Raw genomic sequence first — 24,922 nt, 5'->3', positions numbered from 1 at the left:
TGGGCGGTATCCGGACCAACGTCGGCCTCGAGGCGGCGAGTACCAGATGGTCTGGGCGACAACCCGGTGTTGAACAACCCGAAAGCCTTCGACATGCTCGATCCCGAGGGTGTCGTCGACCAGTACGAGGCGCTTTCCTACACCGAGGAGGAGGCCGCGACCGTTCCGCTGTTCGCGATGTCCGAAGGCTTCACCCCGGCGGACAGTGGCAGTGGTGACGGCGGCGAGGACGAAGTCGTCGACTCCGACGGCGACGGCGTGCCGGACGACGAGGACTACGCACCCGAGGACCCGACCATCCAGGACCCGCCGGCCGGACCGGACGGCCAGCCGAGTCAGGCTGTCCCCGGCGGCGAGGGAACGCCGACGAGTATCGACCGCGACGGCTTCACCGAGGACGTCGACGGCGACGGCGATGTCGACTCTCGGGATGTCAGCCTGCTGTTCGACCAGCGCAACAGCGAGGCTGTCCAGTCGAACTCCCAGTACTACGACTTCAACGACGACGGGCAGTTCACCATCGGCGACATCGTCGAGCTGTACAACAAGATCTTCCGGTAACGCCGGACCCAACCGAATTTCTTTTCGACGCGCGACCGAAACCGGGTAGATTCTTCTATAATATAGATGAACGATATCATAACGCTTTTAGCGAGTACGGCGAACGTTCAATAGTACGCGTGGGCATCTCAGTTTCGACTACGTGCCGCCCGCCGGTCCCTCGTCGGGGACGTCGTGAGGAGTCGATACTGGGGCTGTCCAGCGCTTTTCAACTATGAAACGGAGAGACTATCTGAGCGGCCTCGCCGGAATCGGGGCGCTATCGGCTGTCGGACAGGCCACAGCGGACGACGGCAAGCGAAAGCTCTCGCTGTCGAACGCTGTCGGGGACGACACACACCATCCGGGCCCGCCGCGGTTCGCGGAGGTCGGGGAAACCTTCTACGACCGGATGTTCACGGACTTCGGTGCGGACCACAGCGACGGGAAGTGGCGCGACAACTTCTCGCCACAGATCGTCGGCGAACCACAGCAGGACGCCGAAAACTACAGCGCCGACGACTTCACGTGGTCGATCACCGAGCAACCGGACGACAGTTCGGCCGAGATCGAGTACGCGCCCGCCGACAACGGCATCCCGCAGTACGACTCGGGCAACGACAACGTCGCGGAGTTCGCGCCCGACGTTCCGGGAACCTACGTCCTGACGCTCGACGTCAACGACGGGAACGCCTACGAGCAGACCATCCACGTCTTCCCCGAAGGCGGGGACACTGGGGAACCGCGGATCGAACTCGAGGGCACCTACGACGCCGAGGCTGGCGAGTTCGTCATCGAGTCCAACCCCCAGCTATCGCCCGACAGCAGTCAGGGGACGAGCGACCTGTTCGTCGAGTGGCTGGCCGACGACCGCGACGCGCTCTCGACGGGCGACGTCTCGGTCGGTGAGGGGACCGACTCTTGGACGGCGCGCGTCTCGAAGGACGCCCTCGACGGCGAGGTGTGCCGCCTCCACGCGGCCCCTTCGGACGGCTCCCGCCACGGCGTCGCCGACGTGGTCGAACTCGACCCCAGCGCCGAGGAGGTAAACTACCCCAACCGGCCGCCGGAGTGGATCGAGAACGGGATTATGTACCAGATATTCCCGCGCTCGTTCGAGGGCCCGCCCGAGGAGGGCGAGTGGCCGCTGACGAACTCAAACGCCGACTTCGCCAGCATGGAGGAGCGGCTTGAGTACCTCGACTCGCTGAACATCGATGTCATCTGGTTCACGCCCATCGTTCCCTCCGAGAGCGCGAACTGGAAGCCCCAGAACGCAGACGCCTGGGACGGCGAGGGCGGCAACCGATACCGGTTCTCCGGCGGTGGCCCACACGGCTACGACGCACTCAGCTACTACCAGATCGCCGAAGACCTCGGTTCCGAGGTCAGCTTCGAGGAGTACAGCGACGAGCCGTGGCCGTGGGAAGACGGCTACGATCCGGAGAACAACCTCCGGGAGCAGGCCCGCCAGAACGCTATGGAGGAGTTCCAATCCTTCATGGAGACGGCCCACGAGGAGTACGACATCAAGATCTGTTTCGACTTCGTCATCAACCACGGCGGCCGTCACCACCCGTTCTTCCAGGACACCATCGAGACGCTGCTGGACTCCCGCGGTCCCTCCTACACTTACAAGGACATCGGCGAGTACAACCGCGACTCGAAGTACTTCGACTGGTTCGCGCGCCAGGACGAACCGTTGAGCTACGACGGCGGCGTCTCCGACCCGGCCCCGGCCGCGACGGGCTTTGCCGGCCTGCGCGTGATGCCCCAGTGGAACTACGGCAACGTGGCGCTGCGCGAGCACATCCTCGCGGCCGCCGAATACTGGGCGGATATGGGCGTCGACGCCTTCCGGTGTGACATCGCCTACGGTGTCCCCAACAGCTTCTGGAAGGAAGTTCGGGAGGCCGTCCGCGCGAAGAACAGCGAGTTCATGCTGCTCGACGAGACCATCCCGAACAACTCGGAGTTCGCCGAGAGTATGTTCGATATGCACTTCGACACGGCGGACTTCATGAACACGGCCCACGCCGTCGTCGCGGGCGACCAGTCGGCGATGCAGCTGTACGACGCGGTCGACATCCGTGACGAGGAAGGGTTCCCCGAGTACACCCTGATCGCAAACGCGACGGAGAACCACGACGAGTTCCGCCTGCTCGATCAGGCAAAGGGCGGCGGCCGCGACGACCCGGAGAAGGCGGCCCGAGCCGTCTGGGCGGCCGGCGTCGCCCTGCCGGGTATCCCCTTTATCTACTACGGACAGGAGCGCCAGATCACCAACTACGGACAGGAACGGTTCGACTTCGACGGCTCCGGCGACGACTATCGGACCGGCGACGGCGACGTCGGCCCGGGCAACCCCGCCCGAGCCTTCATGAACTGGGGCGAGGAGTTCCCCGAGGAGCATCTGGAGTTCTTCCGGGAGGTCACCGCCTTCTATCAGGACACCGAGGAGCTCAAACCGGGCGCCGACCTCCAGCGCGCGTGGTTCCGGACCGACAACGACGTGCTCGCGTTCGGGCGCGTTCCGGAGGACGACGACCTCGACCCGGTCATCGTCCTGGTCAACCTCGACGCGGAGGCCGCGCAGGTCGACCTCCTGCCGGGCGCGGAGACGAGCGATATGTTCTCCGGCGACGACATCGGCGTCGACACCGACAACGACGCCGTCTCCGTCAGCGTCGACACGATGGCAGTCGTCAAGACGGACGAACTGTTCAGCGTCGGCAACCGCATCGCGCAGTTCGAGGAGGCGACCGGCGACGACAACGGGCCGGGTAGCTACACCTACCCGACCGGCGACGCCTACACCGATGGCGTCTTCGACATCGACGAGGCGACGGTCCACACGCTCGGGACGGACTACCAGCTACGGTTCACCGTCGACGGCGACCTCACGAACCCCGACGACACCGAGACGGGCGTCTCCGTCCAGCACTTCCAGGTGTATATGTCCAACCCCGACGCTGGGGAGGACGCCGGCACGACGGCCGGTCGCGCCGGGACGAACATCACCCTCGAGGCACCCTACCAGTACCGCGTAGTCGGTCACCCCGAGGAGGGTGTTATCGTCGAGGACGCCGACGGCAACGAGGTCGCGACGGGGTCGCTCAAGGCCAACCCCATCGAGGACGCCGTCGTGGTCGAGTTCCCGAAGACGGCACTGAACACCGGTATCCGCTCGCTGAACCTCGCGCCGTTGCTGTTCGGCTACGACGCGGACGCCGAGGGCGGCGTGATGCAGGTCGAGAGCGAGGCCGGATCGACTACCTTCGGCGGGGCCGAGAACGGCAACGCGCCGAACGTCATCGACGCTGTCCTCCCCGGGACGACCTCCCAGAGCGAGGCGTTATCCTACAGCGAGGGCGACGGCGGGCTGGCGACGGTGCCGTACACGCCGCTGACGACGCCCTACGAGACGGTCGCCGAGTTCAGCGACCCCGCCGGAGACAACTTCGGTCCCGGCGGCTACGAACTCCCGACCGGCGGCAGCTACTACGAGGAGATGGGCGACGTCCGGAGCCTGACCATCGAGGAGAGCCGTTCGCGGACCCGGTTCGCCTTCGAGATGGAGACCATCGAGAACGACTCCGCGTTCGGGCTCCCCCGTGGATGGTCCCACGAGTACTTCCAGGTATACATCCGTGATCCGGAGATCGATCCCGACGCCGTCGCCGGTGAGGTCGTCCCCTCCAGCACGGAGGGGCGGACCGGCCTGAACGCCGAGTTCGAGGCCCCCTACCAGTACCGTGTCGCCGTCAACGGCGAGGGCGCGAAACAGGTCGAAGGCGCCGATGGAACGACGATCACGAGCGACGTGAACGCGGCCGTCGACGGCGACACCGTGCTGATCGACGTGCCCACCGACGCCATCGGCGGCAGCCTCGAAGGCAAGGAACTCGCACCGCTGGTCTGTCCGTTCGACGGGTACGGAAACGGCGAACTCCGCGCGTTCGGGAGTTCGGCCGACACCCACCAGATCGGCGCGGACAACTCGGGACAGGCGCCGAAAGTGCTGGATATGATCACGCCGGAAGGCGTCGATCAGAGCGACGCGCTGGCCTACAGCAGCGACTCGCTGGCGACGATTCCGTTCACGCCGTTCAGTCAGGGCGTCTCCTCGAACGTCGTGGGGACTATCGTCGACCAGACCGGCGACGACTACGGGCCGGGGACATTCCAGTACCCGACCAGCAGCGAATTCAAGGACGGGGTCTTCGACGTGACAGAGGTCGATGTCGTCGACCGTACCAGCGCGTGGCGCTTCGACGTGACCATCGACGGACCGCTGGAGAACCCCTACGACTACGAGGGCGGGTTCTCCGCGCAGGCCGTCCAGATATACGTGCGTGACCCCGACGCCGGCGACGACGTGCCGTCGTCGACGGAGGGCCGCACCGGGACGATGGTCACCTTCGACCAGCCGTATCACTACGTCGTCCACGCGGTCGGGAACGGTCCCATCGTCGAGGACGCCGGCGGCAACATCGTCGCGGAGGACTTCGAGATATCGGTCGACCGCGAGAACGGCACGCTCGGTCTCAACGTGCCCAAGTCGGCCATCGGCGGCGACATCACTGACAAGGAACTTGCGATCATGATGTTCAGCCACGACGGCTTCGGCGACGGCGGTATCCGGACCGGCGTCGGCGTCGAGGCCGATACCTACGTCATCGGTCTCGGGGATGCGCCGGTGACCAACTCACCGCGCGTGTTCGACCTCGTCGTGCCCGGCAGCGTCGTCGACCAGGCCGTGGCGCTGGCGTACGACTCCGAGACGCCCGTCTCGGTCCCGCTGTACGACACGCAGACGCTGTTCGACGGGACCCGCGCCGAGGACAGCCCCGGACTGGCCGACCCCACCGATGACGGCGGTTCGAACGACGGCGGTTCGGACGACGGTGGTTCGGACGATGGATCGGACGACGGGTCCGACGACGGCGGAACGACGACTACCGAGGGCGGTTCGGACGGCGGTGGAATGACGACCACCGAGGACGACTCGACGTTCGATACCGCGACCGACGAGGAGACGACTTCGGGCGACGGGCCCGGGTTCGGCGTCGTCTCCGGTGCGCTCGGCACCGCCGGCGGTGCCGCCTACGCGGCCAAACGACTGCTCGGTGCGGACGAGGCCGTCGACGCCGACGACATCGACGTCGACGCCGAGGCCGACTCCGACCAGCAACAGGCCGACGACTGAGGCCTGTCACCGACTCGCGGCGTCTTTTTTCCAGCAGCCGAGCGACATCCTGCGAGTAGTGATGAAGAAGATCATAATGTTTTTAGATGGTCAGTAGCTTTGTCCGGGCGTGCGACTGGGAGCCTCTACCGTGGTCGTCCCGTTGTCCTCGATGATCGACGATCGATAGGAACAGGCCTCCAGTCCCCGCTTCAAACCATGAAACGAAGGGATTATCTCACGGGACTCGCCGGCGTCGGTGCGCTCGGGGCGTCCGGCACAGCTGCGGGCGAAGACGTACAGTTACTGACAACCTCGCTTGCAGTCGGTGACGACACACACCATCCGGGGCCGCCGCGGTTTATGCAGGTCGGCGAGGTGATCGTCGATCCGGTGTTCGTCAACGCCACTCACGGGTTCGACCGTGACAACCTCGCGCCGAGCATCGTCGGCGAGCCACAGCGTGACGGCGAGGAGTACGACGCCAGTGACTTCTCGTGGTCGGTCAAGTCAAAGCCCGACGACAGTACCGAAGACATCCGCTACGCCGCCGAACCGACCGAGGGTGCAGGCGGTGGCGACCCCTACGACGTCGACGACCCGGCCGACGGCACCCCGCGCTGGGAACCGGGCCACCAGAACGTCGCGGAGTTCGTCCCCGACGTACCGGGCACCTACGTCCTCGAACTGGACGCTCCCGACGGGACCCACGAACAGACTATCCGGGTCTTCCCCGAGGCGCCCGGCGGCGTGAACGAGGCGTTCCACCCCAACAACCCGCCGCGCCTGACGCTGAACGTCGCTGACGAGAGCGGCGACACGTTCGTCCTCGAGGCCGACCTCGCGGCGGCCCCCGAGAGCAGCGCGACCGTCGCCGACCTCTCCGTCGAGGCCCTCGCGGACGACCGCGACGACCTCAGTACCGACGACATCACCGTCGACGGGACGACGATCACGGTCCCGAAAAGCGCCGTCGGCGACTCCTCGCGGATCCACGTCTGCCCGTTCGACGACGCCAACGGCGTCCACGGGATGGTCGACCAGGCCGTCCTCGACGGCGCAAACGGCACGGTCGAGTTGACGAACCGACCGCCCGAGTGGATCGAGAACGGCGTGATGTACGAGATATTCACGCGCTCGTTCGGCGGGCCGCCCGAGTCCGGCGAGTGGCCGCTTGAGAACTCCAACGCCAACTTCAACGACTATCAGGACCGCGTCAGCTATCTCAGTGATCTGGGCGTCGACGTGGTCTGGCTGACGCCCGTCGTTCCCTCGGAAGGTCCCCAGTGGCGCCAGCCCGAAGACGGGGTCACGTTCCTCGGCGGCGGCCCCCACGGTTACTCGGCGCTGAGTTACTTCGAAGTCGCGCCGGACCTTGGAACGGAGGGAACGGCCGAGAACGCGATGGCCGAGTACGAGGCCTTCATCGACGCCTGCCACGAGCAGGACATCAAGGTCTGTTTCGACTTCGTCATCAACCACTGTGGCCGCCACCATCCGTTCTTCCAAGACACGATCGCCCAGCAGGGCGACGAACCGCCGAACTCGGACCTCACCTACCCCGCCGTCAACGAGTGGAACCGGAGTTCGAAGTACTTCGACTGGTTCGACCGCATCGACGCCGAGGACCGGTACGAGGAGGGGAGCAACGAACTCGTCGAGGTGGCCCCCGCCGCGAAGGGCTTTTTCGGCCTTCGACTCCAGCCCAACTGGGACTTCAGCAACATCGCGCTGCGCGAGCACCTGCTCAAGGCCGGCCTGTTCTGGGCCGACAAGGGCGTCGACGCCTTCCGCTGTGACATCGCGTGGGGCGTCCCCCACAGCTTCTGGCGGGAGTTCCGCGACGTCGTCAAGGCCAAAGACCCGGAGATTATGCTGCTCGACGAGACGATTCCGAACCGCCCGCACTTCGCCGAGGGCGAGTTCGATATGCACTTCGACACCGGCGACTTCATGAGTGCGGCCCACAGCGTCGCCCAGGGGGCGGAAGCGAGTTCACTCTACGATTCGATCACCGTGCGCAAGGACGAAGGGTTCCCGGACCACACGCTGTTGGTCAACGCCACCGAGAACCACGACGAGCGCCGGGCGCTGCAACTGGCGAAAGGCGGCGCGCGGTCGGACCCCGAGAAGGCCCAGCGGGCCGTGTGGGCCGCCGGCGTCTGTCTCCCGGGCGTCCCGTTCGTCTACTACGGGCAGGAGCGCCAGATCAGCAACTACGGCCAAGAGCGGTTCGACTTCGACGGCACCGGCGAGGACGACCGGGTCAACGACGGCGACGTCGGTCCCGGGAACTTCTCCCGTGCGTTCATGAACTGGGGCAACGAGTTCCCCGAAGAACACCTTCAGTTCTACAAGGACGTCCTATCGATGTACCAGAACACCGAGGTCCTGAAGCCGGAGTACGACCTCGTCGAAGCCTGGTACGAGACCGACGACGACGTCCTCGTGTTCGGTCGGAAGGGTGACAGCGATATGCAGGACGCGGTCGTCATCGTCAATCCCGCCGACTCGACGGCGTCGGTCGACCTCCTGCCCAGCGTCGAGACGACCGACCAGTTCACCGGGAGCGACATCCAGAGCGGGACCAACGGGCAGGCACAGACCGTCGAGGTCGACACGCTTGCGGTCCTGCGGACGGACTCGCTGTTCAGCGTCGGGTCGGAGATATCCGTCCTCGACGAGCCCAGCGGCGACGACAACGGCCCCGGCGGCGAGGACGCGTTCACCTACCCGACCGGCGACGCCTACGCCGACGGCGTCTTCGATATGACCGAGGTCGGCGCCTACGACGGCGGCGACACCTACCAGTTCCGCGTCGGTATCGGCGGGTCCCTCGAGAACCCGGACGGACTCGCCGAAGGGTTCAGCGCCCAGCACCTCCAGTTCTATCTCCGAGACCCCTCCAAGGAGAGCGGGTCGACGACGGGACGGGCGGGGACGAACGTCACGTTCGGCGAGAAATACCAGTACCGCGTCGTCGCCGACGGGGCAAACGGCGTCCGCGTCGAGGACGGCAACGGCAACCAGATAGCGACCGGCTCCGTCCAGACCAACAAGGTCGACGACGTCATCGTCGTCGAGTTCCCGAAGACGGTGCTAGACAACGCCTTCAGCGACCACGAGTTCTCGGCGCTGATGTGCGGGTACGACCCCAACGCCGACGGCAACGTGATGCAAGTCGAGAGCGAGGCCGGGACGAACACCTTCGGTGGCGCCAGAAACGACAACGCCCCGAACGTCATCGATGTCCTCGCGCCCCAGAACATCCCCCAGAGCTCACTGCTCAGCTACGAGTCGGACATCAAAGCGACGCTGCAGTTCGTCGCGCTCCGACAGCCGGTCGAGTTGACGACGCTGCCGCTGACCGACGACACCGGCGACAACAAGGGGCCGGGTAGCTACACGCTCCCGACCGTCGAGGAGGGCGGCTTCAGCGTCGCAGACACGGCCTACGACATCTCTGAGTTCCGTGTCTACGACAACCGCTCGGTCGTGAAGTTCGAGTTCGAGATGGCCGCGGAGATACAGAACCCGTTCGGTCTCTCGGCCGGCTTCTCCAACGAGTTCTTCCAGGTGTATATCCGGGACACGGCGGCCGGCAGCGACGCGCCGTCGGGGACCCAAGGCCGACAGGGGACGAACATCGAGTTCGAGCAGCCCTACCAGTACCGCGTCCTCGCCATCGGGGAGGGCCCGAACAAGGGCTTCCCCGCGTCCGTCGAGGACCCGAACCGGAACGTCGTCAGCGACGGCGTGACCGTGCTCAAGGAGGACCCGAAGACGGTCAGCCTCACGGTGCCGAAAGACGCCATCGTCAGCGAGGACGTCCGGGACCTCGAACTCGTTCCGGTCGTCTGCCCCTACGACGGGTACAACCAGTCCGGGCGCGACGCCACGTATATGCGCGGGTTCACGGACGCGTCACCCCCGGAGTACTCCGTCGGTGCGGACAACCCCGATTCGGCGCCGCGCGTGATGGATATGGTTACGCCGCCGGGCGGACAGAGCCAGTCGGAGATACTCGACTACAGCAGCGGGACGCCGACGCTGCCGTTCATCTCGCTGCAGGGCGGTGACTATCGGACGGTCACTTCCGTCAGCGACCCCGAGGGCGATAACCTCGGTGCGGGCAATCTGGAACTCCCGACCGACGGCTCGTTCTACCCCGGTGTCTACGACATCCGGGAGTTCACGCTCGAACAGAACCGGACGCGTGCTCGGTTCACCTTCACGATGGAGGACCTCCAGAAGGTGTACGACGTGCCCCGCGGCTGGGCCCACGAGTACTTCGTCATCTACGTCCGAGACCCCGAGGCGGGCGACGATCAGGCGGCGACCCAACGCGGGCTGAACGGTATGCAGGCAAACACCGCCAAGGAACACCACTACCGGATCCTCGTCACGCCGGAGACGGCGCTCCGTATCGAGGACGCCAACGGGCGTGAACTCACCAGCGACATCACGACGAGTACCAATCTGGACGAAAACACCGTCGAGTTCACCGTGCCCAAGCGGGCTATCGGCGGGAACGTGGCGAACAAGGAGATGACCGTAACGGTCGCGCCGTACTACGGGTTCGCCAGCGACCTCCTGCGCAGATTCCAGGACGACCCCGACGAGTTCATCATCGGGACGAGCGACCCCGGCGCACCGAAGGTCATGGATATGATCACGCCGGCAGGGACGACCCAGACCGAGGCGCTGAGCAGCGCCGGGTTCGGTACCATCGAGCTCCCGATGGCGGTGCCCTCGAACCTCGGCGGCGACTCCGGCGACGGTGGCGACGGCGGGGCCCCCGAAGTCGTGGCCGGCAGTCCGGCACAGGACCTCGACGGGGACGGCAAGTACGAGGACGTCAACGGGGACGGAACGACCGACCTCTTCGACGCCCTCGATTACTACAACAACGGCGACAGCGACGCCGTGCAGAACAACGTCGACGCCTTCGACTTCGACGGCGACGGCGACACCGGCGACCTCTTCGACGCGCTGGAGCTCTGGAACCGCATCAGCTGATCCGGGGCGTCGGCTTTCGGTCACCGATATCGTGAAGTAAAAATCCATAATGTTTTTTGCAACGGTAGTGGAAACGCTCTGTAGTCATGGGGCCGTCACACGGTACTGGGGAACAATCGAGTGACGGTATCGGGGTCGAGCCTCATGCACGGAGTCACCACTATGCAACGAAGAGAGTATCTGACACGAGCGGCGGGCCTCGGTGCGCTCGCCGTGTGTGGCACGACGGGTGCTGCGGCAGCAAGTACAGTCGCTCCGGGAACGAACGTCCTCACCATCGAGGACGGAACCGGAGACAACAACGGCGACGGGAATCTGAGGCTACCTGAAAACAGTAATTTCTACGAGACAGCCTGGGACGTGGACGTATTTACGCTCTCACAGGACGACTCCAGGGTGTACTTCCAACTGGAGATGGCGGGCGAGATACAGTCCGCGTTCGGCTTGGACGTGGACTACTTCCACGAGTTCCACCAGTTCTACATCCGCGATCCCGACGCGGGAGACGACGTTCCCTCGAGCAGTCAGGGGTTCGAGGGGCTGAACGCGAATTTCACAGACCCGTACCACTACGTGCTACTCGCCAACGGGGAAGGGTACTCGGCAATTCAGAACCCAAACGGTGAGGAAATCACGACGGACGTGACTGTAGATGTCCAGGGAGACACCTTCGTGATCGACGCTCCGCGGTCGGCAATCGGTGGTGACATCACCGACACGGAGGTCGCAATTCTGGAGTGCCCGTACGACGGTACAGAAACTGAAGCCGGATTCTTGCGCGATATAACTGAAAACGGCGACGAGTATGACTTTACCGGCGGGTCCAGTGGTTCTCCCCGAGTCATCGATATGGTCGAAGGCGAGGGCCAAGACCAGACCGAAATCCTCGACGACTCCGGGTTCGGAACCGTCGAGATTCCGTACATCGACGTCGACACCGAGAGCAGTAACGGTGGCGGCGACGACGGCGGCGGTGACGACGGCGGTGGCGGCGAGGGTCCGACACTCCCCGGGCAGGCGAACCCGGCACGGGACCCCGATGGCGACGGCAAGTACGAGGACGTCAACGGGGACGGGCAGACCGACCTCTTCGACGCACTGGACTACTACAACAACGGCGACAGCGACGCGGTCCAGAACAACGTCGACGCCTTCGACTTCGACGGTGACGGCGACGCCGGGGACCTCTTTGACGCCTTGGAACTCTGGAACCGCATCAGCTGAGCTGTCGGGCGACTATCTCGTCGGCGGCGTCGAGAAACGCCTCTTTCTTTTCGGCCGGTACCGTCGCGCCCGCCGCGATGTCGTGGCCGCCGCCGTCGCCGCCGACCGACCGGGCCGCCTCGCCGACCACGACAGAGAGGTCCAGCCCGCGCCCGACCATCGGGCCGGTCCCGCGGGCCGAGACTTTCAGGTCCGTCTCGGATTTCTCCGCGAAGGCGAGTATCGGTTTCTCCCGGGAGATACCGTCTGACCCGAGAGCCATCCCCGCGACGATGCCGACGATGGTCTCTCTGATCCGGTCGCCGGCGTCGAAGTACTGGAGGTGCTCGCGGTCGGTGACGCCCTGTTCGGTGACCCACTCGATACCCTCCGAGAGGTTCCGGCGGTGGTTGGCCAAGAGACGACGTGCCCGCTGTAGGGCCTCGCCGCGCTCGCCCAGACAGACCGCGACCCCCACGTCGGCTCTTTCGTATCGCGCTGTAGCGTTTAAGAGCGTGGAGAACTCGCTGGCGTCCCGGAGTTCGGTGCCCTCGGGTTCGGTCGGGAGGGTGTAGGTCGTCCCGACCAGTCGCTCGACTTTGCCAGCGGGGACGCCGCGACGCAGCGCTCGCTGGACGAGTTCGCTGGCGACGGTCCGTTTCTCGTCCGCCGAGAGGTCGACCCACGTCCGCCACTCGCCGTCGACCCGCAACTCCAGTCCGAGGTCGTTCAGGAAGGCGATAGCACCGGACTCGTCCCCGGAGATACCCGGGATGTGGACGTCACTGGAGTACTCAAGCAGTTTGGGCAGCGGTCTGGTCTGGGTGCCGTAGAGCGTGAGGTCTTTGCCCTCTTCGAGGACGCCCGCTTCGATGCCCTCCTCGACGATTGCGGTGTTCGCTCCGGTGAGTTGTCCGCTTGTCGCCTGCATGTCGCCGACGGCGCCGACGACGGCGAGGCCGGCGAGGTCGGTGTTGCCCGCGTCCAGCGCACGCGCGAGGACGTAACTCGCGCCGGCTCCCGACAGCTCGCTCGCGCCGTCGATGCCGACGAGCAGGGGGTTGCAGTGGCACTCGAAGTCGGCGTAACCGTCGGTGTCGGTCACCGCGTCGGTGCAGTCCCCGGGGGCCGAGGGCTGGTGGTGGTCCGCGATCACCGCCTCGAAATCGCCCGCCGAGACGTGCCGACTGATCACGTCGAGTTGGCCGCTCCCGAAGTCCGTGAACAGCACCGTCTCACAGTCCATCGCCGCGATGGAGGCGATCTCCGTCTCGTCGAGTTGCTTTTTGAACACGACCTCGTGGGGGATGTCAGCGCGCGAAAGCGCCGTGGACGCGATGGCGGCGCTGGTCAATCCGTCGGCGTCGATGTGCGAGGCGAGGACGACGCTGTCTGCCGCGCGCAACCGCTCCGCGCAGGCCGCCGCGCGGTCGTCGAGTTCCGGTACCGGTCCCATCACTCTGTGGTGGGGCGCTGTCGAGTATAAACCTCCGGACCCGGAAGTATATTAGATTACGCTATATCGAATCGCTTCACCGCCCGCTACCCCCACGTCCATCGCGCGTCCAGCACGTAGCGATAGAGGCCGCTGACGAGGATGGCGACGGCGTTCGCCAGCAGGTACGACAGCTCTTGGTACTCCACGAGGACGAAGAGGACGGCCAACTGGATGGGAATCGCCGTCCCGCGGACGACGTTCGTCTTCAGGAGGCCGACGAGATACTCCATCCGGCCGGTGTTTTGGACCTCCCGGAACGTCCAGGCGTTGTTGAGGACGTACGCGAGGACGATGGTTATCTCGATAGCGATGGGTGCGCCCAGCAGGTAGTGGAGGCCGGCGACGTCGACGAACAGCCAGAGCAACACCATCTGTACCCCGGCGGTCGCGGTGCCGACGACGACGAACCGTCGAAGCTGTCGGGAGAGCGGGCCGCGCTGGAGCGCCCGGAGAAACGAGCGGAACATCACTTGTACCCGAGGGCGTCGAGCCGTGCTCCGACGTCGCCGTCGACGTCGGCCGCCGCGTCTGTCCCGTCGGTGGCCCGGAGACGCTCGGCGTGGGACCGGGCTATCGGCGCGAATGACTCGATGACTCCTCGCTGCTCGGGGTTCGGGTCGTCCGCGAGGTCGGTCTGCTGGGTCGGGTCCGACGGCCGGTGGTACAGTTCCTCGCTTCCGGTGTCGGTGTTCCGGATGTAGGTCCACTCGCTGTCGCGGACGCTGACGAACAGGTCGCCGTCGTCGAGACTGCGCGGAATCGGCTGGGTCGTCACCGACTCCCCACGGACCGTCACCGACACGACCGGGTCCTCGGGCGGTGCGGCACCGTCCGCGACCGTCGGCGCGAGCGTCGCGCCCGACCACGCCGCCGGCGCGTCGATATCGAGGAGGTCGGTGACCGTCGGCGGAATCGCGTCCAGTCCGACCTGCCGGTCGACGCGTCGGCCGTCTGCGCCCGGCACGTCGACGACGAACGGGACCCGGATCAGTTCGTCGTAGAGCTTGGGGTAGTGGGCGAGGTGGCCGTGGTCCTGAAACTCCTCGCCGTGGTCGCCCGCGAGGACGACGGCCGTCTCGTCGTCGAGGCCGTTCTCGGCCAGCGAGTCCAGTAGCCGACCGACGCTGGCGTCGACCTGCCTGACCGCCGCCTGGTACAGCGTCCGGAGGTCCCGTAGGGTCCGCTCACCGACCTCCCACCCGAGCCCCGTTCGGGTGTGCGCGTGGAGCATCCGGTGGGTGCCGAGCAGGTCCGAGGACACCTCCCGGATGTACCGCGGGGCGGGCACGTACGGCGTGTGGGTGTCCATATAGTGAACCCAGAGGAAGAAGGGGCCGTCCGTCGATTCGAGGAACGAGGTCGCGGCGTGTTCGACGTCGAACATCCGCGAGGTGTCGAGAAACGGTCGGTCGTCGGTCTCGCCGCGGACCCACGATCCGAGGCGACGTACCGGTGCGGTGGCCAACTGGAGCCACGCTTCGACTGTCGGATGCGTCGCCAGATACTGGCTGTAGATGCTCGATCCGACGGTTGCGACGAACGGTTCGAACTCGTCGAACCCCTCGTCGTAGCCCCAGTGGGAGGTGAGAAACCCGTTCGCGGCGTTGAAGCCCCCGGTCGAGAGGCCCGCGTCGGACAGCACCGACGCGAGCGTCGTCGACTCGGCGACGCCGATCCGGCCGTTGTCGGCGAACACCGGCCGTGACGCCATAATCGACGGGAACGAGAACGGCGTCCAGTTCCCGGTGGCGAAGGCGTTCTCGAACACCGTCCCGCGGTCGGCGATGTCGTCCATCACCGGCGTGTGCCGGTCGGCGTCGTACGGGCCGATGGCGTCCGCTCTCAGGGAGTCTACGGTGACGAGAACGACGTTCGAGACGAAGTCCCCGTCGTCTGTCGCCATACGCGGCTCACCTCGGACGGACGGACCCTGTGTGGGTCCACGAGCGTCGATACTTGTCCAGTCGGTTCACTGTCGTACGTACTGTATCGTCACCCTCGGGTTTACCCTTTCGGTCCGTCGTATATTTCCGTTACTTTGTATTAGAACACAGATATTTCCCCGGAGAGACAACCGATTACCGGCCGACTAACCGGTGAGTCAGTTCACACGGGCCGTGGCAGGTGAGAAGACTGAATAGTGTTCGGCCACCGGAACAGATAACGGATGAAAGACGGAGAGTTGGACTCGATAGACAGACACATCCTGTACTACCTCCAGCAGGACGCCCGGAAGACGTCCTCCAGCGACATCGCGGAGAAACTCGACCTCTCGGCGAGCACGGTCCGGACGCGGCTCAACAAACTCGAAGAGAGCGGCGTCGTTCGGGGCTACCACATCGACATCGACTACGACCTCGCGGGGTACCCGCTGTACACGAAGATGATCTGTACGGCCCCGATTCCCGACCGCGACGAACTCGCCGACGAGGCCCGCAAGATTCAGGGCGTGACGGCCGTCCGCGAGATTATGACTGGCCAGCGCAACGTCTACGTCAACGCCATCGGCCGGGACCACGACGACCTCAACCGGATCAGCGAGGAACTGGACGCCATCGGGCTGGACATCGCCGACGAGCAACTCATCCGCGACGAGTACGTCTGCCCGTACCACGGCTTTCTCGACGCAGACGACCCCGACGAACCAACCGCGGACGACGACTACTGATACTGTAGCTCTAGTTCGTCGATGACGCGCCCGTCGCGGAGCCGGCGGAGCGTCCCGCGACCGTCGGCCGCCTCGAACGGTTCGAGGGCAACCGTCGTCCGGTAGACGCCGTCCGGGATGTCACGGCGACCGACGACCGTGCCGGACGCGTCCGAAACGTCACACTGTCGGTCGCCAGCGGCGGCGTCCGCTCCCTGAAGTCGACGACCAGCCGACCGCTCGCGGGACCGGTGTCGTACCCGTACGCGTCGGCGAAGGCCGTCCGCCAGAGGCCGCGCGGCCGGAGTTCCAACCGGGGGCTTCGGAACCGGTCTGGGACGCTCGCTTCGAGGACGACCGGCAGCGACAGGTCCCCGACTTCGAGCGTGTACTCCCCGGGCTCCATCCCGCTGACGTCCGCATCGAACCGCCAGTCGCCACGCAGGGCCGACATCGTCGCCTCGACGGTCCGGTCGGTCCCGGGGAACAGCCTGATCGACTGTCGCTCGTAGGCCTTCTCCCGCGTGCGACCCAGACGTCCATCGTCCCGGAACTGCCGTCCACGAGTCCCCGGACGGACGCGAACGTCTCGGAGTCGGCGAGGCTCTCGGCCGGGCCGAGATAGCGGACCGTCCTCCCGTCGTCACGGTCCGGTCGGAGGAGGTAGCCGCCGGCCCCGGCACCGGCGACCGCGAGGCCGCCCAGAACCGCCCTGCGTCTCGTCTCCCGTTGCACACCCCGAGAAGGACCCTGCAAGAATAAGCGTTGAGCTATCCCGATTCCGCACGCACTCGCTCACCAGCGGTGGTGGACATCGTCGTAGACGCGGTCCTCGTAGATGTCCCGGACAGCACCGTGGGTCTCGTTCGAGAGTGGGTCGAGTTCGGCCGCGGCGAGGTTCTCCTGGACGTGTGCCGGCGTCGTCGACCCGGGGATGACCGTCGTCACCGCGTCGTGGTCGAGAATCCATCGGAGCGTGAACTGCGCCATCGTCGCGTCCTCGGGGACGAGTCGCCGCAGGTCCGAAACGGCCGAAAGTCCGTTCTCGAAGGGGACGCCCGCGAACGTCTCGCCGCCATTCCGGCCGACGCCGGCCGCGACGCCGTCCTCGGCGGCCGCCCGACGGTGGTCGTCGGGACCGAAGTCTTCGATACCTTCGAAGGCATCAGCGAGCAGTCCCGACGCAGCGGGACGCGGACGATGATACCAACATCCTCGTTTGCGGCGCGTTCGAACAGTCGTTCGGCCGGGCGCTGGCGGAGCGGGTTGAAGATGACCTGTACGGACTCGACGACGTCGTACTCGATTGCCTTCAGGGCCTCCTCTATCTTCTCGACGCTGACGCCGGCGTGGGCTATCTCGCCCTCGGCCCGCAGCGTCTCCAGTACCTCGAACGTCTCCGGTTCGTAGAAGGCGGCCGTCTCCGGGCAGTGCAACTGGATCAGGTCCAGCGTCTCGACGCCGAGCCGGGATTGGGACCCCGCGACCGACTCCCGGAGGCCGGCCTCGGAGTGGCGACCGTCCTCGTCCGGCGCGGCCTTGGTGGCCACGTAGACGCGCTCACCGTCGCGTTCTGCGAGGATATCCTCTATCAGTCGTTCGGCGCGGCCGTCGCCGTACACCTCGGCGGTGTCGACGAAGTTCGCGCCCGTGTCGAGCGCCGCACGGATCGACTCCCGCGCCGTCTCGTCGGACACCTCGTCCCAGACGGGGCCGACGTTCCACGTCCCGAGACCGATGGCTGTCAGGTCCATACCGGTCGAACCGAGTGTGCGTCGCTCCATAGCACAATCCTCGGGCAGGACGGACAAAAACCCACTCCTTGGCCGTGATCGGACCGGACGACACGCCTGCCGACAGGGATTTGAACCACATCCCACTAGCGAGGCTATGTCGCTGCGGCAGTCCCTCCGCGAACTGCTCCGTGCCGACCGGACGGCCTTCGAGGACCGTCTCCCCACCGTCGCCGACGCACACGGGTTCGACCATCGGCCCCTCGGCGGGGACACAGCCGGCCCCGAGTTGGACGCGGCCGTCGGCACCGGGAGCGACCACGAACGCGAACTCGCCCGCCGGGCGTGGCTGGTGGACGATGCACCGCTCGGTGTCACCGTCTCCGGCCCGGCCTATCAGGACAACCCTATCGTCTACGCCAACCGACGGTTCAGGGACATCTGTGGCTACTCGCTCGACGAACTCCGGGGTGAGAATCCCCGACTCCTTCAGGGGCCGGAAACCGAGTCCGATGCGGTCGCCGACCTCCGTGAGGCCGTCACCATCTGGGAACCGGTGACCGTCGAACTGTGGAACTACCGGGCCGACGGTAGCCGATTTCGTAACCGGGTGTCGCTGGTCCCCACGGAGGACGAGACGGGCACCGTCACGAACTGGGTCGGCATCCAACAGCGTATCGACTAGTTCACTCCGCGATAGCCTCGGCCGTCCGCTCGGCGTCCCGGAGGCGCCCGGGGATACCCGCTCGCTCGGCGAAGGTCGCACAGACGTGGATACCGTCCGGCAGGTCGATACCTTCGTAGGCATTCCACCCTTCGTCGTACGCTGGCATCCCGGGGTCCCACCGTCGGACCGACAGCGGCCGCGCCGAGAACCCGGTGATGGACTCGAACTCCCGGGCGGCCAGTGCGGCGATGTCGTCGTCGCTCCGGTCGAGAATCTCGGGCGAGCGCGAGCCACCGAGGTAGGCCGTGAACACGTCCTCGCGGTCGAGCATACTCGCGTTCCACGTCATCCCCAGCGTCTCGTAGCCCTCGCCGTCGAGCACCTGACAGCCGTGGCCTTCGCGGCCGTAGTTCGATTCGAGGTGGACGACCGCGAGCGGATTGTAGGTCATCCCCGAGAGCGTCTCCGCGAGGGACGCGTCGACCGGTTCCAGCACGTCTCCGGCCGTCGGCGCGGCCGTCGTCACCACGACGTCGGAGACGGCGCGGGTCCCCTCGGGCGTGACGATGTCGTACCCCTCGTCGGTCGGTTCGACGGCCTCGACGGGCGTCTCGAAGCGGATGGAGTCGGCGTAGCGGTCGGCGATGGCCTCGGGGAGGACGCCGAGCCCGTCCTCGAAGGAGACGATGGGCGGCACGTCGACGCCGTCCAGCAGTTTCCGGGCGACCGCAAGCAGTATCGAGCGGTCGATGCCGTGGCGGTCGAGGGCCTTTCCGACGGAGTGGCGCACGAGCATATCGTCCGCGCTGGCGCCGTAGAGGCCGGTGTACAGCGGTGAGAACAGCGTCCGGGCCGCCTCGGGGCCGAACGACCGCGCGAAGAAGTCGGCGACGCTCTCGTCCGGTCGGGCGGGCCCGGTCAGCGGTTCGGCGAGGATGCGCGCCTTCCCGCGCCAGGAGATGAGGTCCGTCGTGACGGCGGCCCGGAGCGACAGCGGTGCGACCCGGAGGTGACCGTCCCGGAGGACGAACAGTGGTTGGTCGTCGTGGCCCTCGAAACGCTGGTCCCGGAGGTCGAACTCGTCGATCCAGGACTCGATCAGCGGCGACCCGCGCAGGCGCTGGGGGCCACACTCGAGGACGTGGCCGTCGACGTGTCGCGTCTGGACGACGCCGCCGGGTCGGTCGGTCGCCTCGAACGTCTCGACGTCGACGCCGCGCTCACGGAGTTCGTGTGTCGTGGCGAGGCCGGAGATGCCGGCCCCGATTACACCGACGGTCATTGAGTGTCCTGACTTCGGTGCGGACCCATAACTGGCTGTCGGGTCAGTCCGCCCGCCGCCGCCAGTCGTAGACGGCGAGGAAGAACACGAACAACCCCAGCGTCGTCGGGAACGCCGCGTCGCTCCGGTAGAACGCGACGAAGTCGGCGAGGCCGATGTCGAACACCAACAGGACCGCGACGACGCCGAGGATCAGGACCGACGCGACGACGGGGGTCGGTACGCGGTCGAACAGCGTCGCCGGTTCGGGCGTGTCCACCATATCGGTCGTTGGGCCGAGACCGGCAAAAACACATCGCCGGTCCCGAGAATGCGGTTTAGTCTCGGTAGGTCGGCGCGGCCGTCTCGACGACGTCACACGCAAGCGTCTCGAAGTCGGCCGTCTCGGGCACCACGTCGACGTCGATACCCGCTGCCTCCGCCGTTTCCTTCGTGGGTTCCCCGATGGCACCGACGACGGCGTCGTTCAGGCCCTCGATGGCGGCTGCCCGGACGCCGCGGTCCGCAGCGGCGTCGAGGAAGTGCTCGACCGTCAGCGAGGAGGTGAACATCGCCGCGTCGAGGCTCCCGTCGCTGGCCAGCCACGCCGATTCGCCGCTGTCCTCGGGCCGGACGAGTCGGTACAGTACTGTCTCGTGGACGTACGCGCCGGCCTCGATCAGGCCCTCTATCAGCGCCGCGCTCCCGTGGTCGCTGCGGGCGATTTCGACCCGCTTACCCGCGACACTGCCTTCGAGGGTATCGACGAGGCCGGTCGAGGAGTACGTCTCCGGGACGATGTCGACGGCGTAGCCGGCCGCTCGGAGCGCTTCGGCCGTCGCCGACCCGATGGCACAGACGGTCGCGTCGCCGGGGGAGTAGCCGGCGTCGGCGACCAGTTCGACGCCGGTCTTGCTCGTGAAGACGACGTAGTCGGCTTCAGTCCGTGGCGTCGCGCCGGTCGGTTCGACTTCGAGCATCGGGTCGCCGACGGCGTCGGCACCCAGCGAGTCGAGCAACTCGACCGCCTCGGTCAGTCGTTCGTCGTCGGGTCGGAACACCGCTACCGTGAGTCGTGGGTCTGGGTCGGTCATCTGTCTGGCTCCAGTGTGTCGAGGACGTTCTCGCGGATGCCGGCGACGTCGCCGATTATCGTCAGCGCCGGCGGCGAGATGCCGGCCTCGTCGCGGGCGTCGACGATACTCTCTAACGTGCCGGTCGCGACCTGCTGGTCGGGCCACGTCGCTCGCTCGACCATCGCGACCGGCGTCTCCGGATCCATCCCGGCGTCCATCAGCGCCTCCGTGTACAGCGGAAGCCGCGTGACGCCCATCAGGACGACGATGGTCCCGTCCGTGGCGGCTAGGGCCTCCCAGTCGACGGCCGACTCGGCCTTCGTCGGGTCCTCGTGGCCGGTGACGACCGTGACGCTGGAGGCGTGGTCCCGATGGGTCACCGGGATGCCGGCGACGCCCGGGCCGGCGATGGCCGAGGTGACGCCGGGGATCACCTCGAAGGGGACGCCGTTGGCCGCGAGGTGGGCCATCTCCTCGCCGCCGCGGGCGAAGACGGTCGGGTCGCCGCCTTTCAGACGGACGACGGTCTTGCCCTCCCGGGCGTGTTCGACCATCGCGAGGTTGATCGCCTCCTGTGAGGTCCGCTCGCCGTGGGCGCGCTTGCCCACGTCGACGCGGTTGTCCTCGGGGACCAGCGAGATGATGTCGGGGCCCGGAAGCTTGTCGTGCATCACCACGTCGGCCTCCCGGAGGAGCCGCCGCGCCTTCACGGTCAAGTACTCCGGGTCGCCGGGACCGCTCCCGGCGAGGTACACTTTCCCGCCAGTCTCTGCCTCGCCGTCCGCGCCGTCGGTCATTCCCCGCCGTCCTCCTCCGCTTGGGTCACGGCCTCGCTCTCCCCGTCGCGCGCGTCGGCGACGGCCGTCTCGATCAGCTCGGCGGCACCACGCTCGCGTAGCTCCTCAGCGAACTCCCGGGCGGCCGAGGGGTGGCGGTGGACCGGCAGGTCGCGGGTGCCGGCGACCTCCTCGGTGCCGTCCCGCGAGAGCACCCGGACGGCCGTCCGGACCACGTCGCCTTTGACCGTCGCGTTGACGCCGATGGGCGCGACACAGCCGCCGCCCAGCGTCGAGAGGATGGTCCGCTCGACGGTCACCGCAGTCCGCGTCGGCGGGTCGTCTATCTCCGATCTGATCGTCTCGGCCGTCTCGCCGTCGAGGGCCGTCACCGCGAGCGCGCCCTGGCCGGGCGCGGGGACGAACCGACCGGGGTCGAGCCGTTCGTACTCGACGTGGTGGAGGAGTCCGATGCGGTCGAGGCCGGCCTCGGCCAGCACGATTGCGTCGTACTCGGTGTCGACCTCCCGCTCGGTCGCGCGGCGCTCTATCTCCGAGAGGTCCTCGAACCACTCCTCGGTCGTCCGGTCGTACGGGAACTCGTACTCCTCGTCGTCGGCCTTCTCCTTTCGCTCGCGTTCTGCCTCGGTCCGGCGCTCGTGTTCGGCCTGTATCCCCGGCGCGAGCAGTTTCTCGACGCGCGTGTCGACGTTGCCCCGCAGCGGCGCTATCTCTAGGTCCGGGCGCTCTGCAAGAAGCTGTGCGCCCCGGCGGAGACTCGACGTGCCGACGGTCGCGCCCTCGGGCAACGAGTCGAACGTCGTCCCGTCGGGCGTGACCAGTACGTCGCCGTCCGGGCCGCGGGACGGGACGCCCGCGACCACGAGGTCTTCGACGCCCTCGGTCGGCACGTCCTTCATCGAGTGGACGGCCGCGTCGAGGTCGCCGTCGATGACGCGCTCGTCCAGCGCGCGGACGAACGCCCCGGTCTTGCCGAGGTCGTGTATCAACTCGTCGCGGATCCGGTCGCCGGTCGTCTCGACTTCGACGAGTTCGACCTCGCGCCGCCGGTCCGTCAGTGCGTCCTGCACCGTGGCGGCCTGCCGGCGCGCGAGTGTCGACCCGCGCGTTCCGAGCCGGAACCGCTGTCCGCGTGTGCTCATTACCGGACCATCCGCGACCCGGCGACATAAGCCCAACTTTCCGTCCGCGTCGTGAGGCGGCCGCCCAGAAGGAGTGTGCGCCCGGCGGCCGCCCGACCGCGTTCGCCCTACGACCGCGAGGACCGCGCTTCGCGTATGTCCGCCCCGTCCCGCAGTTTGTCCTCACAGTAGGGACAGACGCGGGGACCGCTGTCAGCTACAGCTTCGGGCGTGAACACCCGTACGTACGCCTCTGTGACGAACTCGCCGCAGTTCTGGCAGGTGGGCATACCTAAGAACTTTCTGTCATAGAATAAATCCTTTGTGACTCCGGCGATTTAGGACCGCCAGAACCGGTCTATCTGGTCGGCGAGGAACTCCGGGGTCATCCGGCGGAACTCCTCGCGTTCGTCCTGTGGGAGGAACTCGTGGACGCCGTGGCGGGCCCCGGGCGTGTACCGCCGGTCGGCCAGTATCCTGACGCCAACCTCCTGTTGGCCGCGGATCACCCGCCCCAGCGCCTGTCGGGCGCGCCTGACCGCCGGGACCGTCAGCGCGTACTCGAAGGCGTTGTCCTCCCCGAAGGCGTCACCGTAGGCCCGCCGGACGGCCCTGATACGGGGCGACCCGACGTTGACGAGGGGGACGCCGACGACCAGCGCCGTCGACAGTTTCTCGCCGTCGTAGTCGACGCCCTCGGTCAGCGTCCCGCGCGTGCTCGTCACGAGGACCTTCCCCTCGCCCGCGAAAAAGCGCCGCTTGCGGTCCTCGGTCGCCTCGTTCGTCGTGCTCTCGTCGACGAGGACGGGCTTGTCGACGGCCCCTTCGAGGTACTCGCCGGCCCACGCCGCCTCGCGGTAGTTCGGCATCGCCACGAGGACGTTGCCCGGCGACCGGGCCACCGACCGCAGGACCTGCGCGTACTCGTCGCGGGTAGCCGTCCACTCGCTCTCGTCTTGGGTCGGGTCGCCGCGGTTGCGCGAGGTGAAAGGACTGGCGTCGACCAGCCACGACGCACGGTTCGCCTCGGGGAACCGAAGCGGGTACGACCGACTCTCGACCGGCCGCCCGTCGGTGTCGTCGTCTCCCGCCGCGAGCGCGTCGAGGCCGACGACATCGGTGAACACGTCGAGCGGCGACAGCGTCGCGCTAATCAGGACGCCGCCGCCGAGGCCGTCGAACACTCCCCGGAGCGCCTCGGTCGGCATACAGTCGAAACACACGAGCCCGGCGGTGTAGTGGGCCTGATACCCCTCGATTCGCTGGTCCTCGTTCCGACTGTGTTCGAGTTCTATCTCCCGGAGGTAGCTGGCGTGGTCGGCCTCCCACCACCGGGCCATCAGCGCGCCGACGGCCGTACAGACGGGGTTTCGCGCCAGCCCGAGTTGGTCCATCGTGTCCTCGACGGCCGCGCCGACGGTCGGGAGCGTCCGCCACAGCGACCCGGTGTAGCCCCTCTCCTCGGCCCACTCGGTCAGTTCGTCGCGTTCGACCGTCTCGGGGTCCCGCAGCGTCACTTCCAGGTCGTACGCCGGGAGTTGCTCGGGGTCGGCCCGCCACCCGCGGCCGGCCTCCTCGTCCAGCGCCCGCTCGACGCGGTCGTCCAGCCACCCCAGCACGTCGTCGTAGAACTCGCGGGCGTGCTCGACGGCCTCGATAGTCACCTCGTGTGGCTGCAGGCGGGCGTTCACCTGCTCGCGGTGCTCGTCGGACTGGCGGGCCCGCTGGAGCAGGGTGTGGCAGTCGTTGCGGGCCTGCACGAGGGTCTGGCGGCCGACCCGTCCCGAGAGGAGGTCACGCACCCGCCCCTCCAGCCGGTGGGCCTCGTCGACGACGACGAACGTCCGGTCGTCGAGGATGGACTCTAGCAGGGGGCGCGAGTCCGGGTCGAACAGGTGGTTGTAGTTGCCGATGACCACGTCGGCGTTCTCCAGTAGGACGCTCATCACGCGATGGGGACAGGTCCCTCGTTCGGTGGCGGCCGGGAGGTACTCCTCGGGGGTGACGACGAAGTCCTCGCCGGCGGTGAAATCGACCGGCGAGGCCTTGTTCCGGGCGTACCAGTCGGCCTCGAACGGACAGTACAGCGGTTCGTCGTCGTCGAGATTCTCGGGGGCGGATGGCTGGGTCGAGCGGTACGGCGAGCGGGCCCCGGCCGTCGAGAGCGCGCCG

Annotated in this window: 17 protein-coding genes and 1 pseudogene; 6 read left to right on the top strand and 12 right to left on the bottom strand. The window is 66.9% G+C overall.

Translation table 11 applies throughout. The features are described from left to right. The 4 genes from GJ629_RS04960 to GJ629_RS04945 form a co-directional block, all read left to right on the top strand. Window positions 1-561: dockerin type I domain-containing protein (locus GJ629_RS04960; RefSeq protein WP_231754493.1), on the top strand; the 561-nt coding region annotated here is incomplete at its 5' end. A 214-nt stretch (window positions 562-775) separates the two neighbouring features. After that, window positions 776-5,749: a glucodextranase DOMON-like domain-containing protein gene (locus GJ629_RS04955; protein ID WP_157512018.1), complete on the top strand. Its 4,974-nt coding sequence runs from the start codon at window positions 776-778 to the stop codon at window positions 5,747-5,749. Window positions 5,750-5,947: 198 nt separating this feature from the next. Beyond that, on the top strand, window positions 5,948-10,747 hold the full coding sequence (locus GJ629_RS04950; RefSeq protein WP_157512017.1) for a glucodextranase DOMON-like domain-containing protein: 4,800 nt from the start codon (window positions 5,948-5,950) through the stop codon (window positions 10,745-10,747). Window positions 10,748-10,909: 162 nt separating this feature from the next. Next, window positions 10,910-11,971 carry a glucodextranase DOMON-like domain-containing protein gene (locus GJ629_RS04945; protein ID WP_197428438.1) on the top strand — a complete coding sequence of 354 codons (1,062 nt, stop codon included), beginning with the start codon at window positions 10,910-10,912 and terminating at the stop codon, window positions 11,969-11,971. Here the strand turns inward: GJ629_RS04945 and GJ629_RS04940 are convergent. The 3 genes from GJ629_RS04940 to GJ629_RS04930 form a co-directional block, all read right to left on the bottom strand. Continuing rightward, a complete protein-coding gene (locus GJ629_RS04940) occupies window positions 11,964-13,406 on the bottom strand; it encodes a DHH family phosphoesterase (RefSeq protein ID WP_157512015.1) in 1,443 nt (480 codons plus the stop codon). The genes GJ629_RS04945 and GJ629_RS04940 overlap by 8 nt on opposite strands. A gap of 86 nt (window positions 13,407-13,492) precedes the next feature. Next, window positions 13,493-13,915: a GtrA family protein gene (locus GJ629_RS04935; RefSeq protein ID WP_157512020.1), complete on the bottom strand. Its 423-nt coding sequence runs from the start codon at window positions 13,913-13,915 to the stop codon at window positions 13,493-13,495. Continuing rightward, window positions 13,915-15,351, bottom strand: a complete 1,437-nt coding sequence (locus tag GJ629_RS04930; RefSeq protein ID WP_157512014.1) for a sulfatase — start codon at window positions 15,349-15,351, stop codon at window positions 13,915-13,917. Before GJ629_RS04930 ends, GJ629_RS04935 begins: the two co-directional genes overlap by 1 nt. A 264-nt stretch (window positions 15,352-15,615) precedes the next feature. Here GJ629_RS04930 and GJ629_RS04925 point away from each other — a divergent pair, with 264 nt between their 5' ends. Next, window positions 15,616-16,116 (top strand): Lrp/AsnC family transcriptional regulator, encoded by a 501-nt coding sequence (locus tag GJ629_RS04925; protein WP_157512013.1) that lies wholly within the window; start codon window positions 15,616-15,618, stop codon window positions 16,114-16,116. Window positions 16,117-16,126: 10 nt separating this feature from the next. Here GJ629_RS04925 and GJ629_RS04920 read toward each other — a convergent pair whose 3' ends face one another. Together GJ629_RS04920 and GJ629_RS04915 are read right to left on the bottom strand one after the other, a co-directional pair. Then, entirely contained in the window at window positions 16,127-16,549 is a 423-nt protein-coding gene (locus tag GJ629_RS04920) for a hypothetical protein (protein ID WP_157512012.1), read from the bottom strand. Between the two features lie 341 nt (window positions 16,550-16,890). Then, window positions 16,891-17,879 (bottom strand): annotated as a pseudogene (locus GJ629_RS04915) (aldo/keto reductase). A 106-nt stretch (window positions 17,880-17,985) separates the two neighbouring features. On the opposite strand from GJ629_RS04915, the gene GJ629_RS04910 reads away from it, so the two are divergent. Beyond that, window positions 17,986-18,513, top strand: coding sequence for a PAS domain-containing protein (locus tag GJ629_RS04910; protein ID WP_157512011.1), 528 nt, complete (start codon window positions 17,986-17,988; stop codon window positions 18,511-18,513). Window position 18,514: 1 nt separating this feature from the next. Here GJ629_RS04910 and hemG read toward each other — a convergent pair whose 3' ends face one another. The 7 genes from hemG to GJ629_RS04880 all read right to left on the bottom strand — a co-directional run. Further along, complete coding sequence (hemG, locus tag GJ629_RS04905) at window positions 18,515-19,777, bottom strand: protoporphyrinogen oxidase (protein WP_157512010.1); 1,263 nt, start codon at window positions 19,775-19,777, stop codon at window positions 18,515-18,517. A gap of 43 nt (window positions 19,778-19,820) precedes the next feature. Further along, window positions 19,821-20,039, bottom strand: coding sequence for a hypothetical protein (locus tag GJ629_RS04900; protein ID WP_157512009.1), 219 nt, complete (start codon window positions 20,037-20,039; stop codon window positions 19,821-19,823). Between the two features lie 55 nt (window positions 20,040-20,094). Beyond that, complete coding sequence (locus GJ629_RS04895; RefSeq protein ID WP_157512008.1) at window positions 20,095-20,850, bottom strand: uroporphyrinogen-III synthase; 756 nt, start codon at window positions 20,848-20,850, stop codon at window positions 20,095-20,097. After that, window positions 20,847-21,629, bottom strand: a complete 783-nt coding sequence (cobA, locus tag GJ629_RS04890; RefSeq protein ID WP_157512007.1) for a uroporphyrinogen-III C-methyltransferase — start codon at window positions 21,627-21,629, stop codon at window positions 20,847-20,849. Before cobA ends, GJ629_RS04895 begins: the two co-directional genes overlap by 4 nt. Further along, window positions 21,626-22,771 carry a hydroxymethylbilane synthase gene (hemC, locus tag GJ629_RS04885; protein WP_157512006.1) on the bottom strand — a complete coding sequence of 382 codons (1,146 nt, stop codon included), beginning with the start codon at window positions 22,769-22,771 and terminating at the stop codon, window positions 21,626-21,628. Before hemC ends, cobA begins: the two co-directional genes overlap by 4 nt. A gap of 107 nt (window positions 22,772-22,878) precedes the next feature. After that, a complete protein-coding gene (locus GJ629_RS16050; protein ID WP_197428436.1) occupies window positions 22,879-23,040 on the bottom strand; it encodes a hypothetical protein in 162 nt (53 codons plus the stop codon). Window positions 23,041-23,088: 48 nt separating this feature from the next. Continuing rightward, window positions 23,089-24,922: ATP-dependent DNA helicase (locus tag GJ629_RS04880; protein WP_157512005.1), on the bottom strand; the 1,834-nt coding region annotated here is incomplete at its 5' end.

The organism is Halapricum sp. CBA1109, from assembly GCF_009741825.1.
In the GTDB taxonomy this organism is placed as follows: domain Archaea; phylum Halobacteriota; class Halobacteria; order Halobacteriales; family Haloarculaceae; genus Halapricum.
This window is presented reverse-complemented; position numbering and strand designations above follow the sequence as displayed.

Coding starts and splice junctions, on each gene's coding strand:
- cobA (WP_157512007.1), bottom strand. CDS start 21,629: ATGACCGACGGCGCGGACGGCGAGGCAGAGACTGGCGGGAAAGTGTAC.
- GJ629_RS04930 (WP_157512014.1), bottom strand. CDS start 15,351: ATGGCGACAGACGACGGGGACTTCGTCTCGAACGTCGTTCTCGTCACC.
- GJ629_RS04935 (WP_157512020.1), bottom strand. CDS start 13,915: ATGTTCCGCTCGTTTCTCCGGGCGCTCCAGCGCGGCCCGCTCTCCCGA.
- GJ629_RS04925 (WP_157512013.1), top strand. CDS start 15,616: ATGAAAGACGGAGAGTTGGACTCGATAGACAGACACATCCTGTACTAC.
- GJ629_RS16050 (WP_197428436.1), bottom strand. CDS start 23,040: ATGCCCACCTGCCAGAACTGCGGCGAGTTCGTCACAGAGGCGTACGTA.
- hemG (WP_157512010.1), bottom strand. CDS start 19,777: ATGACCGTCGGTGTAATCGGGGCCGGCATCTCCGGCCTCGCCACGACA.
- GJ629_RS04910 (WP_157512011.1), top strand. CDS start 17,986: ATGTCGCTGCGGCAGTCCCTCCGCGAACTGCTCCGTGCCGACCGGACG.
- hemC (WP_157512006.1), bottom strand. CDS start 22,771: ATGAGCACACGCGGACAGCGGTTCCGGCTCGGAACGCGCGGGTCGACA.
- GJ629_RS04920 (WP_157512012.1), bottom strand. CDS start 16,549: ATGTCGGCCCTGCGTGGCGACTGGCGGTTCGATGCGGACGTCAGCGGG.
- GJ629_RS04950 (WP_157512017.1), top strand. CDS start 5,948: ATGAAACGAAGGGATTATCTCACGGGACTCGCCGGCGTCGGTGCGCTC.
- GJ629_RS04945 (WP_197428438.1), top strand. CDS start 10,910: ATGCAACGAAGAGAGTATCTGACACGAGCGGCGGGCCTCGGTGCGCTC.
- GJ629_RS04895 (WP_157512008.1), bottom strand. CDS start 20,850: ATGACCGACCCAGACCCACGACTCACGGTAGCGGTGTTCCGACCCGAC.
- GJ629_RS04955 (WP_157512018.1), top strand. CDS start 776: ATGAAACGGAGAGACTATCTGAGCGGCCTCGCCGGAATCGGGGCGCTA.
- GJ629_RS04900 (WP_157512009.1), bottom strand. CDS start 20,039: ATGGTGGACACGCCCGAACCGGCGACGCTGTTCGACCGCGTACCGACC.
- GJ629_RS04940 (WP_157512015.1), bottom strand. CDS start 13,406: ATGGGACCGGTACCGGAACTCGACGACCGCGCGGCGGCCTGCGCGGAG.